At 67.5% G+C, this 14758-nt stretch carries 8 protein-coding genes and 1 pseudogene; 2 read left to right on the top strand and 7 right to left on the bottom strand.

Translation table 11 applies throughout. The features are described from left to right. Position 1: 1 nt before the first annotated feature. A complete protein-coding gene (gene deoC / locus A6A40_RS17265; protein WP_108547128.1) occupies positions 2 to 673 on the bottom strand; it encodes a deoxyribose-phosphate aldolase in 672 nt (223 codons plus the stop codon). Between the two features lie 291 nt (positions 674 to 964). Between deoC and A6A40_RS17260 the strand changes: the two genes are divergently transcribed. Continuing rightward, the gene (locus tag A6A40_RS17260; RefSeq protein WP_108547127.1) at positions 965 to 1732 is read left to right on the top strand and encodes a DeoR/GlpR family DNA-binding transcription regulator; all 768 of its coding nucleotides are present in this window, start codon (positions 965 to 967) and stop codon (positions 1730 to 1732) included. A gap of 15 nt (positions 1733 to 1747) precedes the next feature. Here A6A40_RS17260 and A6A40_RS17255 read toward each other — a convergent pair whose 3' ends face one another. Then, complete coding sequence (locus A6A40_RS17255) at positions 1748 to 2644, bottom strand: EamA family transporter (protein ID WP_236783852.1); 897 nt, start codon at positions 2642 to 2644, stop codon at positions 1748 to 1750. 111 nt (positions 2645 to 2755) lie between these two features. Here A6A40_RS17255 and A6A40_RS17250 point away from each other — a divergent pair. Further along, a pseudogene (locus A6A40_RS17250) lies at positions 2756 to 3198 on the top strand (Lrp/AsnC family transcriptional regulator); the annotation flags it as partial. Positions 3199 to 3280: 82 nt separating this feature from the next. Here the strand turns inward: A6A40_RS17250 and A6A40_RS17245 are convergent. From A6A40_RS17245 to A6A40_RS17225, 5 genes are read right to left on the bottom strand one after another with little or no spacing between them, the layout of a single operon-like run. Further along, positions 3281 to 3775, bottom strand: coding sequence for a DUF4376 domain-containing protein (locus A6A40_RS17245; RefSeq protein ID WP_108547125.1), 495 nt, complete (start codon positions 3773 to 3775; stop codon positions 3281 to 3283). A 9-nt stretch (positions 3776 to 3784) separates the two neighbouring features. Next, positions 3785 to 5710, bottom strand: coding sequence for an SPRY domain-containing protein (locus A6A40_RS17240; protein WP_108547124.1), 1926 nt, complete (start codon positions 5708 to 5710; stop codon positions 3785 to 3787). Further along, positions 5707 to 6576, bottom strand: a complete 870-nt coding sequence (locus A6A40_RS17235; protein WP_108547123.1) for a hypothetical protein — start codon at positions 6574 to 6576, stop codon at positions 5707 to 5709. The genes A6A40_RS17240 and A6A40_RS17235 overlap by 4 nt, the downstream gene beginning before the upstream one ends. Before the next feature lie 4 nt (positions 6577 to 6580). Beyond that, positions 6581 to 8122, bottom strand: a complete 1542-nt coding sequence (locus tag A6A40_RS17230) for a hypothetical protein (RefSeq protein WP_108547122.1) — start codon at positions 8120 to 8122, stop codon at positions 6581 to 6583. Next, positions 8119 to 14745 carry a tape measure protein gene (locus tag A6A40_RS17225; protein WP_108547121.1) on the bottom strand — a complete coding sequence of 2209 codons (6627 nt, stop codon included), beginning with the start codon at positions 14743 to 14745 and terminating at the stop codon, positions 8119 to 8121. The genes A6A40_RS17230 and A6A40_RS17225 overlap by 4 nt, the downstream gene beginning before the upstream one ends. Between the last annotated feature and the right edge of the window lie 13 nt (positions 14746 to 14758).

Here is a 14758-nt window from a genome sequence, read left to right as displayed (position 1 = left end):
GTCAGCCGCCGACGATGGCCACGCTGGCGCTGGCGCCGATGCGCGAGGCGCCGGCCGCGATCATGCGGAAGGCATCCTCGGTTGTCCGCACGCCGCCCGACGCCTTGACGCCCATGCCGTCGCCGACCGTGCGGCGCATCAGCGCAACATCCTCGGCGGTGGCGCCGCCCCCGGCGAAGCCGGTGGAGGTCTTGACGAAATCGGCCCCAGCCTCCTGCGACAGGCGGCAGGCCAGAATCTTCTCGTCGTCGCTGAGCAGGCAGGTCTCGATGATGACCTTCAGCAGGGCGTCGCCGCAGGCCTTCTTGACCGCGGCGATGTCGTCGCGGACCTCGGCGGCCCGTCCGGCCTTCAGCAGGCCGATGGGGATCACCATGTCGACCTCGCGGGCGCCGTGGCGAACCACCCATTCGGCCTCGTCGGCCTTGATCGCCGTGGGGTCGGCGCCGAAGGGAAAGCAGATCACGGCGCAGGGCGCCACCGGCGATCCGGCCAGCCGCTCCGCCACCAGCGGGATGAAGATCGGGTTGACGCAGACCGCCTTGAAGGCATGCGTGCGCGCCTCGTCGCACAGCCGCTCGACATCGGCGGGCTGGGCGTCGGGTCGCAGGATGGTGTGGTCGATGAACGGAGCCAGGCCGGCCGACTCCGTCGGGACGCTGGGAACAGGCATCTTGGTCCTCCCGGGGAGACCCTTTTCCCGGGCCTCTCCTCGATTGCCGCCAGAACGTCAACGCCATACCGTTGGTGTTAACATTCTAACATTTTCTGAAAGGATAGTTCCACGCTGCCGCGGCATGTGTCAAGATCAATGCATGCGTTTGTGAGCGTGGCGACGGCACCACCGGTTCAGGCGTCGCGCCATCGGGATTAACCCGTCTGGATTGCGGGCTGCGGCCGTGTCTGGGTCGGGTGGAAGGAGCCGGGTGGAAGGGGCTTTGCGGAAGCGCTACGGGATGCGGACATGTCGATGAGAAAGGCCGATCGCCTCGACCGATTACAGACCGCGCTGGATGCCGGCGGCTATCTCCGGCTGAAGGATGCGGCCCGGTTGCTGGGCGTTTCCGAGATGACGGTGCGGCGGGACATCGCGTCCTGCGGCGGGCGTTTCGCCTATCTCGGCGGCTACATCGCCGGCGGGCAGGAGAACAGCGGCGGCATGGGCTACATGCTGGACCGGGAGCGCGACGCCCATATCGAGATGAAGCGGGCCGCCTGCGAAGCGGCGGCGACCCTACTGAAACCGGGGGAGACGGTCTTCATCGATTGCGGCACCACCACCACCCATCTCGCCAGCCGCATCCCGGCCGACAGCCAGATCACGGTGGTCTGCTACGCCATGAACATCGCGGAGATCGTCTGCCGCAAGCCGGGCGTGCGCGTGGTCATGCTGGGCGGCCTCTACCATGCCTCGTCGGCATCCTTCTCCAGCCCTGAGTCGCTGGAGATGCTGCGCGGCATCGGCATCAACACCGCCTTCATCTCGGCCGGCGGCGTGCACGAGGCGCTGGGGATCAGCTGCTCCAACTTCCACGAGGTGGAGATCAAGCAGACCGCCATCGCCAACGCCCTGACCAAGGCGCTGGTGATCGACAGCAGCAAGTTCGATCAGGTGAAGCCGGCCTTCTTCGCGAAGCTCGACAGCTTCGACATCCTGTGTTGCGACGGTGGACTGGAAGCCGGGCGGGCGGCGCGGCTGTCCGAAGCCGGGATCCGGATCCTGCGGTCCTGACCCGTCGGACGCCGGTCAGCCCGCCTTCGCATCGCCGGCCGCCTTGCCCAGCGCGCTGCCGGCGGACGCGCACATGATGCAGGCGATGGCCGCCCACTGCACCCAGCTCAGCCGTTCGCCCAGCATCAGGAAGCCGATCAGCGCCGCCACCGCGGGCGACGCGCTGACGGCAAGGCCGAACACCGCGCCGGGCAGGCGGCGCAGCGCCATCATCTCCAGCGTGTAGGGCAGCATGCTGGACAGCGCCGCCACCGCGAGGCCTGCCGCCAGCACCGACGGCACCAGCAGGCCGCCGCCGGCATGGGCGATCCCCAGCGGAACCGTGAAGCTGGCGGCGACCAGCATGCCCCAGGCCACCGCCTGCCCGCCGGGGAGGGACGAGGCGCGCTTGCCGAACACGATGTAGAGCGCCCAGCACAGCGCCGCCGCCGCCGCATAGGCGACGCCGACCGGGTCGAGCGCGGTCGCCGCCTGTTGCAGTGGCAGCAGCAGCGCAAGGCCGACCGCGGCGCAGGCGATCCACAGGAAATCCTTCAGCCGGCGTGAGCCGATCAGCGCCACCGCAAGCGGTCCGGTCACCTCGATGGCGATGGCGATGCCGATGGGGATCAGCTCCATCGCGCGGTAGATCGACAGGTTCATCGCCCCCAGCGTGGTGCCGTAGACCAGCAGATTGCGCAAATCCCCGCGGCCGGGGCGGCTGCGCCAGGGCCGCAGGATCGCCGCCAGCATCAGAGCCGCCAGCCCGACCCGCAGCGCCGTGACGCCCTCCGCCCCCACCAGCGGGAACAGCGACTTGGCCGATGCGGCGCCGACATATTGCGACAGCAGCGAGGCCAGAAGAAGCAGGAGGGGAAGCACTGCGGGATCCGCCCTGCCGGCGGTCGTCGGATCGGTGGAGGTGTTCGCCACGCTCGGGGCTCCGGTCTGAGGCTGGGTCCGGACGAAAAGATACTGTGACGGACTGGCGCCGGGCGCTTAAGTTTCGCCCCATCGACGCATCGTTATTTCGCAAGAGCCCCCATGCGTTCAACAACCGCTCGCCCGCCAGACCAGCTCGACGACCAGGACCGCGCGATCCTGCGCATTCTCCAGCACGACAACAAGACGTCGCAGCGCGTCATCGGGGAGGCCGTCAACCTCTCCGCCCCGGCGGTGCAGCGCCGCATCGCCCGGATGGAGGCGGCCGGCATCATCCGCCGCAACGTCGCGGTGGTCGATCCGGTCAGCGTCGGCCAGGGCGTGACCGTGGTGGTGGAGGTCCAGACGGTCAACGACCGCTCCCCGGTGATCGCCGCCGCCAAGCGCCTGTTCCGCGAGGCGCCGGAGGTCCAGCAATGCTATCTGGTCACCGGCAGGGCCAGCTTCATCCTGATCCTGCTGGTCCCGGACATGGCGAGCTACGAGGTTCTGTCGCGCCGCCTGTTCGCCGACAACGAACTGGTGCAGGCCTTCCAGACCCTGGTNGCGGCGGCGGCCCATGCCGCCGATGTAGCGCGCAAAATGGTTTGACGTGACGCGCAGGATGGTTTGACGTGGACACTGGCATCAGTCAGGCCAGCCGCTGGCAATGTCAACGGCCATAACGGCTTCAGCGGTTTCAGCCGCGTCGATGGCTTCGTGCAGCGCCCGCTCGGCGCGGAAGCAAGCCTGGACATGGAGGGCCACAGCTCGGCCGATGGCAAGCATAGTCGCCGGCTCAATCTCCGCCCATCCGTCAGCGCCCTTGAAGTCTATGGGCATCGTCTGGACATCACCGGCCAGCATGTCGCGAGCGAGCGAATAGGCACCGTTGATTAAGGATTGGCTCTCCCGGTCGGTCCGGATACTCGCCCCAGCCACGATGATACCGCCGGTCTCCACTTCGTGGCGTTTGGCGGTTGCGGCGGCCTTGCGGGCCACCTTCACTTCCGTCAACGGGATCGGCTCCACGGCCCACACTCGGACGATGCGGTTCCGCTCCGGGTCAGGCGTATCGGTGTAGGTGGACGCCATCCGATGCGTGGTCGCGTCGAAGGTCGGGACCGTGTTGATGATTTCCATTACGTCACCTCATCCAAAGGCAGAGAAACCGGCAGGAGCGGCGGCGACCTGTTGCGCCGCTGCGAACGCAAACGTCACGGCGGCGCCTTGGCCATTAAACGAGTAAGCCGGGTACATGGTCCCCGACGTTATGAACATTGGGTTGTCGCCTGAGGTCGGGTCGCCGCCGCCGCCCCACACCGCAACGCCTCCAGACACCTGTCCAGCCCACAGCTTCCCGCTGGCCGGGTCGAACGCGAAGCAAAGCCGTGAGCCTGCGCCCCAACCTGCACCAAACGAGTACGGGGTGCTGTTGGTCGCCTTTTGACCGCCGGGGATGTAGGCGTAACCAGCCGGATTGTTGCTGATGTAATCGGTCAGGCCTACCGAAGCGCTCGCGATACCGAAGCCCATAACCCCAGGCATGACATCAATCATGACCTCCCAGTAGACCGGTGAACTCATGGAAGATAGCGCCCTGCCTGCCAGAACGCCGCCTGCCGAGTTCGTCGCAGTGAGGCCGTTGTTGCTGATTGTGATGCCAGATGCTTTGTCGGTCGAGCTGAGTGCTTGCGCAGTCGCGCCATTCAGCGCGCGTCCAGTGGCCCGCTGGTAGGACAGCATCTTCCAGTTTCCAGCACCCAGGCTCTCCATCCTGCATGTGTCGCCTGCGACAGTCGTAATGTTGGTCCCGCCCGTCAGAATGGCGCTGGTGGCGTTGTAGGTCAGTACCACACTGGTGGCGAAGGTGATGTCTCGATGCGCGCCGGCCGGAGCGACGCCCCATGCGGTGATAGGCCCGGCCCCGGCGGTGATCCGGATTGCTTTCGCGCTGGTGCTTCCGAGGTTGACGGTCGCTGCGGCGGCAATCGACGCAGCTGTGTCCTCTCCGCCGCCGATAGGAGCGCCGTTGACCAACACCTCACCTGTGGCGCTGGTCAAATTGAGCGCGCCTGCGCTTGTGCTGATCTCCGGGGTGGTGGTCGATGCACGAAACCGCAGATTTCGGGATGCCCCGGCAGTATCAATAAATTCACCGACGATACCTTGTGCAGTCCGCACGATGACAGAACCACCGTTTCTCGTGTTGTCCAGGTAGACGTTGCCGTCACTCCACACCTGCAACCGCATTGCGCCATAAGCCCCGGTAGCGCCGATCAGGTAAAGGTATGCCGCCCCGCCATTAACCTCTGCGCGAATTGCTTCCGCACCCCCCGTCACCAGCGACAGCGTGTTAGGCCCGGCGACCTGCGCCAGACCGGTGTCGGAGTCTCCAACAAAGGCCAAGCCCGGCACTGCTGATAACCCGATTGGCACGCCTACCTGCCCGGTAAAGCCGCCGCCAGTCTTCGGCACATAGTTGGCAGGGTTCCAGGTCTGCGCCGCAGCGGCGGCCACTTCGGTGGCCAGCCGGTCGGCATGTACCGCGGCCTTGTCCTGCGCCACCGCTTGCCGGTCGGCCGCCGTCGCCTGTGCGTCGGCATCAGCGGCCTGTCGGTCGGCGTGGACGGCGACCTTGTCGGCGGCAACCGCCTGTCGGTCAGCCGCGGTGGCTTGCGCGTCTGCATCGGCGGCAAGCCGGTCGTTGTGGACGGCGACCTTGTCGGTGGCGACGGCCTGTCGATCGGCAGCGGTCGCCTGCCGGTCCTGCCCGGTGGCCTGCCTGTCGGCCGCGGTCGCCTGGGCAATCAGCTGGGCGCTCTGCGCGCTGCCAGCTGCAGCTGTTGCCGACGCCGCCGCGTTCACCTCGCTGGCGATGACATCGAGCGCTACATCACCGACAAACTTAACCACCGTCCCGACCGCCTGGAGCGCGTCCGGAAAGTTCGTGACGTGGCCGGCCGTCAGGCCGTCGTCACTCTCATCCAGCCCGCCTGGGTTCTCCGCGCTGTAGGGGTTCTCATTGTAGTAGCGGTTCGACAAACGGTCGATCTCTGCGGTTGGACGCATGGTCATCCGATGATCTCCAGCAGCTTCAGGGTGGCCGACCACAGGTCGCCTTCGGTTTGAGTGACCGGGATCGTGCCGTCTTCAAGCGTGGCGAGCTTGACCCGCCGCCACTGGTGGCGGCCTTGCGTCACGTCCTCGATCATCAGCAGCGGGTCCGTCTTGCTGGCGCGCAGGCCGAGGTCATGGAAGCGCATCGCTTCGTCCTCGGTCAGATCGTCGAAGCGGACGGTCTTGCGAACCGGCGCCAGCCGGCGGTCCGGGATGCGGCGGCCGCCCGGCGTGGCTTCGACCGGGCTGTTGTCCACCGGTTCCAGGACCATGCCCCAGTTGTGGGGCCAGTCCGGCCGGAAGGCCCGAGCCACGAACAGGTGCCCGAGGTCGAGCGGCCGTCCACGGTTGTCGATCTCGATCCGCAGGGCTCGGCACCGCGGTGATAGCGGCGGCCGGTAGAACAGCTGCGGCGTCTTGCCGGCCAGATCGCGGGCGGTCTGGCCGCCGGACAGGTAGTTGCCGGCGTAGTAGCTCCGGTCCCGGCGGCGGTCGGGCGACGGGTAGACGCGCAGCCATGCCGCGTCCGGGCCGCCCTGCAAAATGGACGCGGCCGAGCGGTCTGTGCGGTGGCTGTACCACGTCACCCTGAACGTCGCGCGCGGATGGATTGCCCCGCCGGCGAGGACGATGGTGTCGAACTTCGTGCCCGGTCCGGTCCAGACGACGTCAAACCAAGCGTCGGCGGGATCGCCGCTGACGCACCGGGCGACCGTCTCGCGCACGGTCGGCTCCAGCAGGTTCTCCAGCGGCAAGGCCCAGTTGCCGCCGGTCAGGGAGGCGGTGAGTGCGAGGTTTTCGTCGAGGATTGCAGCGGTGCCCATCACGTCAACCGAAGAAGCGCAGTCGCATGAGGTGGCGCGACGGCGCTGCCGGCTGCATGCCCAGCAGCAGCATGTCGTCGGCGATGCCCTCGCGCGGGTAGCTGAGATGCAGGGTCCGGCCCAGCTGCCAGCCCAGCCGGGCGGCCGTCAGCGGCACCACGACGAACAGAGACCGGCGCGGCGTTCCGTCCGGACGTGGACCGAACAGGGTCAGCAGCCGGGCGGCCAAAGCCTCCATGTCCGACTGGTGGGTCAGCGCGGTGTCCACCTCGACGGCGCGGGCATCGTCGCCCCAGCGCGCCTTGACCCACTCGGCCTTGGCGACGGCCTTGCGCCATTCCTCCTTCAGCCACACCTCGCGGTCGGTGTCGTAGAGCGCGCCGGCGATCCGGCTGCGGTCAAGTACCAGGTGGTTGCGACGCCCCTTCACCGTCACCTGCCAGACCGGCACGGCGAGATCCTGGTCGTCAACGCCGATGTCGAGGATTTGGCCCTCGCCGATGCTGTCGATCGGCGCGGACGGCACGTCCAGCCGCGCGACCTGCCAGCGGCCGAGAGCGTCCGGCAGAACCGCCGCCCCTTCAGATCGCGCCATCAGGTCGACCAGCTCGCGGTACCTGACCGCACCGGGCCACCAGGCGCCGATGGTGGCTGACGGCGCCCAGCTCGCGAGCGTGTCGCCGATGCTGCCCGCCCCGCGCTTGGTCAGCGCCCAGCGGATGGCCGTGGCGGCGGTCTCGCCGGCATCGGTGCGGCCGACCGGGTCCATCGACAAGTCGCCGCCGATGGCGCCGCCCAGCTTCACCAGGCCGCGGGACAGGTCGCGGGCATATTGCGTAGCGGTCAGCGCCACGGCGTCGAAGGCGGCCGGCGTCGAGGTCCCCACCAGCGTGAGGTTCGCAAGGTCGCCACGGTCGTAGAGCGTGCCCGCGCTGCCGATGGGACCGTCGTCGATCTGCCACGTCCGGCTGACCGTGTTGACCGCTTTGCCGGGCACGTTCAGCGGCCGGCCGATGCACAGCGGTACGGTGTCGCCCTTGCCGGCGTCCGGCGTGCCGTCATAGCCGACGGCGCCGACGTTGCCGCCGCCATAGGTCCGTGTGACGATGTCGCTGTCGAGGCTGGCGCGCAGGTCATAGAGCGGCAGCGTCACCTTGCCGGCCGAGCGGGCGGACAGCGTCGGCTGCGGCGGCTCGGCCCGCACGGTCAGCACCGCCGACCACTCGCGCCAGTATTGCCCCTCGCGACCCATCCGCACATGAACCGTCCCGATGGCGCAGCCGGACAGGTAGGACACGGCACCATCCCCATTCAGCAGCTCCAGCTGGCCGGCCCCCACGTCGCCGGCGAGCCGCGACAGGTCCGCATGGGTGCCGACCGAATAGGAGGGCGGCCCGGCCAGCCGCGACCGGTAGACGACATTCGGCCGGTCGGGGTCGTTGTGAGGAAACGGTCGGATCGGCGTATCGGTGACGAACAGCGTCTCGGCGGTGCCATTCGGTCGAGTGATGCCAATCTCGGCGATCCAGGCGGTCGGCTCGGTCATCGGATCACCAGCTTCGACAGGCGGTTGCCCAGCATGCGGATCTCGGCCGATTGGTTGTCGATGGCGTCCTCCACTCCGGCCAGCCTGGCGGCCATGGCTGCGATCTGGCCGCCGATCTCCAGCACCGCCGAGCGCACGGCGCCGACCGCCGTCACCACCGGCGCCATGTCGATGACCGTGGCGGCGGCCTTCGGAGCAGCGTCAACCCAGCCGCTGTCGCCGACCACGCCACCCGACTGGTAGGCGCCGACGACGGTCGGTAGCGCACGGTGCCGGTTGATCCATGCAATCGTCTCTTCGCCGCCGATGGCGGCGGTGGCATCGGCGGTCAGAATGCCCTCGCGTCCGGCCAGCCAGATGCGGCCGCCGCCGGCATACTCGGCGGACACGCTGTCGACGCCGCGAATGCCGTTGGCCACCACGCCACCCGTCGCCGATCCGGACGCCCCGACCACCCCACCGCGCTGGTAGGCCCGCCCTTCGGCAGCCCCGTGCTGCTGGTAATGGGAGGCCGCGCTGCTCACGTCGCCGCGGGCGTAGGCCGCGGCGACGTCGGGATAGCGCGCCAGATATGCCTGATCGCGGGTCAGCGTCATGCCGAAGCTGTTGCGGCCCTCACGGGCGCCATGGATGGCGTAATGGTCGGCGGCGCTCATGCCGGCGGCGGCAACATCGGGATAGGCGGCCAGATACTGCTGCTCTGGTGACAGCGGCGGAGGCGTGGGCTTGGCCGGCGCCCGCGCCGCCAGCAACGCGTCGAGCCGACCGCCCTGTGCGGTCGCGACGACGAAGGCGTTGAAGGCCGCATCATCCACGCCGCCCTGCCATCCCAGCTCACGGGCGACGGCGGTGCGCTGATCCGCCGACATCGCCTCCCAGCCGGCCATGCCGGCGCTGCTGGCGCGGAAGGGTGTCGCGACGGCCGACGCCATGCCGCGAACCAGCGCCTCGAAAGAAGCGCCCTTGCCATTGGCGACCAGGAAATCGTTGAAGCCGGCGTCATTGGCCGACCCGTTGTAGCCCAACTGCTGGGCCAGCGAATTGCGGGCAGCGGTCGACAGGCCGTTCCACGTCGCCTGCACATCCGCAGGAGCCGCATAGCGCTGGTAGCCTGGCAGGTTCCGCACCAGGCCGACCAGCTGCGCCATGTCCGTGTTGCCTGTGCCGATTGCAGCCTTGATCTGATCGAGCAGCGCCCTCTGGTCGCTGCCGATGCCGGTCAATCGCTCCAACCGGTCGATGGTCGTCTGCGCGTCTTCGGCCCGCTTGGTCTCGGCCGACTTCAGGGTCAGGCCGAGCGCGCCGGTGCTGTCCCACGCCGCCCGGACATCCGTGAGCGTCTGATCGTAGGCGCTGCCGTCGCCGCTATAGGCTCGCTGGGCTTCCAGGTACTTCTTGCCGATCGCATCCAGCTGGCCGGCGGCGTCCAGGGCCGCGGTGCGCTGCGCGTCGGTCGCCTTGCCCTCCTTCTGCGCGTCAGCGTAGGTGGCGATGACCTTTTGCAGTCGCTCGAATTCCTCCTTGGCCGCGTCACGCAAGCCCTTCGAACCGAGGTTCGACGTGCTGGTGTCGAGCATGACGTCGCGGCTGGCCCGCGACATGGCGTCGGCGACATTCGACCATGCACTCGCCGCCTGCTGCGCGTCCGACGCGACGGTGCGCCATTTCTCGCCGACCTGCTGGACGGCGGTGGACAGCAGGCTCGACCATGTCGACGCGACCTGCTCGGCCCGCGCCGCAGCGGCTTGGGTTGCTGCCTCGGCGGCCTGGGTTGCTGCCTCGGCGGCCTGGGTTGCTGCGGTGGTGCTGTCCTGCCAAGCCGCAGTCAACACCGCGACAGCTGACTTGTGCTGGTCGGCGGTGATGGTGCCCGTCTTCAGCTGGCTGTCCAGTGCCGCCAGGGCGGTGCGCATCTGGCCGGCACTGACGGCCCCGTTCGTCGCGCCGTCTATCACGGCCTGCCACGTCGGCCGCAGCGCCTCGATGGCGGCACCTGACAGGCCGGCATCCGACAGCCGGGCGTCGAGGGTCGGCCGCCAACCGGCGTCGATGGCCTGCTCCACCGCGATCTGGCCCTGCCGGAGCGCGGACATCACACCCTGCGCATTTGACCATGCGCTGGTCAGCGTTGCGATCAGCGACGTGTACTGCTCTCCCGTCACCACGCCGTCCATGAGCGCGGTGTCCAGTTGCGCCAGGGCCGCGCGCAAATCGCCCATGGTCAGAGCGCCACGGACGGCCGACGCCTCGACTGCCTGCAGTGTCGTCACCAGTCCGGCCACGCCCTTGATCGTCGGGTCCAGACCCAGCGCGGTGCGAAAGCGGTCCGACATCGAGGCGATGGCGGACGGATCGGTCAGGCCGCCGATTGCGGCGGCGCCCTGCCTCTGCACCAGCTGGACCGACGCGGTGTAGTCGTCCTTCAGCTTTTGGGTGTAGCGGCTGACGATGTCGGCCTGCTCGGCCGCCGTGTAGCCCAGCGTCGCGAGCGCGGGCCGGAAGGTCTCGACATTGATCTCGGCCTGCTTGGTGACGGCCGCCAGACCGGTCAGCGGGTCGGTTGTGGCGCCGAGCCCAAGCATGGCCTGCATGCCCTTGCGGGCAGCGCTGGTCAGCTCGGTCTCGGTCGCCAACCCCAGTTCGCTGGCCTTGGTGCGCCAGTCGACGATGTTGGTGGCGATCTGGTCGCCAAGCGTCTTCGCCTGTTCGGTGAAGCTGCGGATCTGATTGCTGGTCGGATCCAGCGAAAGATTCATCGCGTCGAACTGCGACCGGAAGTCCTTGGCGAACGACACGTCGGCCAGGAACTCGTTGATGTCCGTCTTGGTGCTGTTCTTGACGGCCTTCAGCACGTCGTCCGACGCGGAAATCAGACCCTTGCTGACGTTGTACCGGAAGCCGGCGATGACGGCTTCGTCGAGCGTCGCATAGTCGCCGGCCAGCTGACCGGCGGCACCGCCTTCACGGACGCGGAAGCGGCCCTCCTTTGCCTCGACGCCGATCCCGAACTCGCCCGTCGTCTTGCCGCCGACCAGCGCCAGGAACTTCGAGGTCGCGGCGTCGAGCGACTGGAGCAGCTGCTGGGCCTGCTCGGCCGACCCCTCATTGTCGGTCGCTGACCCGGCGTAGCTCTGCTTCGTACCGTTGTAGCCGACAACCGCGGCGGCAGCCGGTTCGCCGCGGTTCTTGCCGAACAGGCCGCCGAGCAGCTGGCTGCCGAGGGCCACGAAGGGGGCGAACTCCTGCAAGCCGGGGATGAAGCTCATGACGGTGGCGGCCGTGTTGCCGATGCCGCCGACCACATTCCCCGACTTGAAGTTCATGAACGCGTTGATGCCGTAGCCGACGCCGGACAGCATGTCGCCCGGCGTCACGCCGCCGGAGCCCGGCGACCCGGCCAGCGGCATGCTGTTGGACGCCAGTTCGCGCGCACCGGTCCCCAGCTGGGCCGCCTGCTGAGCGACCTGACCCGTGTTCAGCACCTCGCTCATGCCGTAGACCGGGGTGTTGAGCCAGCTGGCGGCGCTGGAGATGCCGCCGCCGAGCTGGCGGTCGAGCCATCCGCCCGACGCCTTGGACACCAGCCCGCCCAAGCTGAACGGGCTGGAGCCGCCGGAGCCGAGAGTGATGCCACCAGCCCCCGCCGTGCCGCCTGCTTGGGCGTCCTGCCCCGACGACGACCACAGCGATGGCGCATTCGATCCGGTCGCCCAGTTCTTCAGCGGGTTGACGACCGCCAGCTGCATCGCCGCCTGGATCACCTCCGACATGACCGCCTTGGCGACCGATCCCCAGCTGATCGTGCTGGATTTGCCCTGCGTGAAGGCTTCCGTGATCGCCGACCCGATGCGGTCGAAGGCGCGCTCGCCCAGCCGCCCCAGCTCGTCCCACAAGCCGCGCTGCTGGGCGATGTCCTCGCGCAGCCGGATCGCCGTCTCATGCTTGCGCAGCAGCGCCGCGACTTCGGCCTCGGTCGCCGTGGGGAACTGATGGCGGATGTCCAGTTCGGCCCGCGCCAGTTCCAGCGTGCGGCTGCGGATCGTCTCCCCTTCGCCCTGGAGCGCCAGCTCGCGCTGCAGCAGGGCGATGTCGTCGTCGGCCTCACGCAGCGAGCGCTGGTAGTTCTGCCGCTCCTGCCACTTCAGCAGCTCGGCCGTCTTGGCGCCGATCGCCTTGGCGCGGGCGCCGTCGACCTCGACGCCCTCCTTCTCGACCTGTGCCGCAACCTGGTTTGCCGTCGTCGCCTCGGCCACTGCCTTGGCCCCGCGCCCTTCCGCTTCGGCAAGCGACTTGGCCGCCTGGATCTGCAGATCCATGTCGCGGTTCCATTGCGCACCGGCCAGCTTGCGGCGGGCGGCGTCTTCCTCGGTCAGCCGGCGGGCCAACTCGCCATGGGCGCCGGCGCCGACCTTCAGCGTCTCGTTCTCTATCTGGTGACGCAGCGCGGCAGCAGCAGCAGCGGCGCCGCCCTGCTCGGTCGCGGCGGCCAGCTCCAGCGCCTGACGGGCCTGACGGCTCGACGCGGTCGCGGCCTCTCCCGCCTGCCCGGCCAGCCCCGCCATGTTCTCCTTCAACTTCGCGGCGTGGTAACTGGCCTTGTCGGCCTGCACGATCACACCGTCGCGCAGCGCCTCTGCCACCTGCAGATCGGCCCGCGCCGCCGCCACCGTCGCCGGTCTGCCACTGTCCTGTGCCTGCGCCAGCCGGGTCGCGGCGGCTGCGGCCTCATTGGCGAGCCGGACCTGCTCCGCGCTGTCGGCGTTGCGCTTCTTGCGCCATGCCGCAGTAAGGTCGGCGCTCTCGTTTACATCCAGCGGTCGACCCTTCTCTTCGGTCGCCTTGTCAAAGAGCGTGTATAAATCGCGATATTTTGGAAGGATCGCTACTGTGGTCGCCTCACGGTTCAGGTCGGCTATCGCTGCAGTAACTGGGTCCAACTTCTCCTTCAGCTTGTCGAGCACCATGGTCAGGGTGCTCGCGTCAAGCCCAATTTCCTTCAATGCCGATGGCGACTTCGCTAACAGCTCATTTACTGCCTTGACCGCCTGACCGAGTTGAGCTTGACCGGTTGTGAGCAGCTTTCCCTTGTCATAATTCAAGCCAGCGGCTTGCGCAGCAGCAGTAAACGCCGCGATCTGATCACCGGTAACCTTGGTACCAATGTCGATCTCTTTCCAAATCTCCGACATTCCGCGATGGGTGTCTTCGGCGGTCGCGCCCAACTCGGACAGCCGCTGCTCAACCGCGGCAATCTGGCGGTTCAAGCGGTCCAGGCGTTCCGAGTACTTGGTCGCGTCATCGGGCGACGTAGCTCGCTCCAACTGATAGGTCGCGTACTGTCGGTTCTTATAGAGCGCGGTCAGCCGATTGATATCCAGGCTACGGCTGTTCCCCTGGAGATAGCTGGCGGCCCAGTTGGCACCGTCCGCAATGATGTCATTCGCATCATTCCAGGCTCCGGCCAGCTGACGGCCGCTCTCGTTTTTCAAACGCCGTAGCGCATTGTCGCGGCGGGTTTCTGCCGCCGCGATTGTGTTGGCAGCCTTCTCAGCCGCTCCAGCATACTCTTGCAGCGCCTTGATCAGTACGTCTCTGAACATGGACGATGTCACGCGACCGTCATTGACCAGTCGCCGAAACCCGCCGGCAGTGTTCCCTGACGCACGATCCAATGCCTGCATGAGACCAGGTAAGGGCTCAGTTACCTGTGCGAGTTCCTCAGCATGAAGCACCCCGGCACTGAAGCCTTGCGCCATGCCGACTAATGAGAGCTTCAGTTCATCCGTTGATGCTCCGGTCGCCTTTTGAATGTTGACGAAGCCCTCCAGAAGCGTCCTGGCTTGCCCGGTGGTGACCAAGTCAGCGCGCTTCAGTTCCAGTAGCTGGGCATAAGTCTGAGTAAGCGTTAGCTGATCAGCGCTTAAGCGGTTGGCTGCGCCCGAGAGAAATGTCTGCGTCTCGCCATAGTCTGCGGTCGATCCCGTCAAGGACCTCAGGCGAATATCGAGAAGTTCAATTTCCTTTCTCGTCTCGATCGCCTGAACCGCGAACCGGCGGAGCATCTCCCCACCCGCAAGGCTGCCGAGGAGGCTGAAGGCACCCCTTAGACCACTCAGAGCACCGCTCAAAGTGAGCGTGTTGTCGTTCGCGCCCTCCAGATCCCGGTTGAAGCCTTTGATAGCCTCGCTGTGTTTGCCGGTTGCGGATGCGGCCGATGCATGAGCGGAGCCGGTGCCATTAACCGCTTGTTGTAGAGCGTTCGCGCGCGCACCGACGGCGCCCATGTCATCAGCAAGCCCTTTCGTTGCCTGACGCTGCCGGTTAATCCCAGAGACCGTGTTCCCGCCCACGGCCCTGTCCAAGCTCTCGCCCGCCTCGTTCGCGGCTTTGCTGACGCGGCTGAGTTCACGGGCAACCCCCTTCGACGCCTCGACCGCGGTTCCGGTGGACGAGCGCATGCCCTCGGCCGCGTCTGCAGTGGTCTTGCCCAGCCGGTCCAGCTCGTCACGCGCCACGCGGATGCCGCCGACCAGGCCGGAGGCATCGGCGACGAACTGGAACGCGACCTTCATGCTGCTGGAAGACAAGTTACACACCACAAACGGGAATAGCGCGATGGTCATTTTCGACCATCAC

This window comes from Azospirillum humicireducens (genome assembly GCF_001639105.2).
Lineage (GTDB): Bacteria > Pseudomonadota > Alphaproteobacteria > Azospirillales > Azospirillaceae > Azospirillum > Azospirillum humicireducens.
Note: the sequence above shows the minus strand (reverse complement) of the source record. Positions and strands in the feature narration are given on the sequence as shown.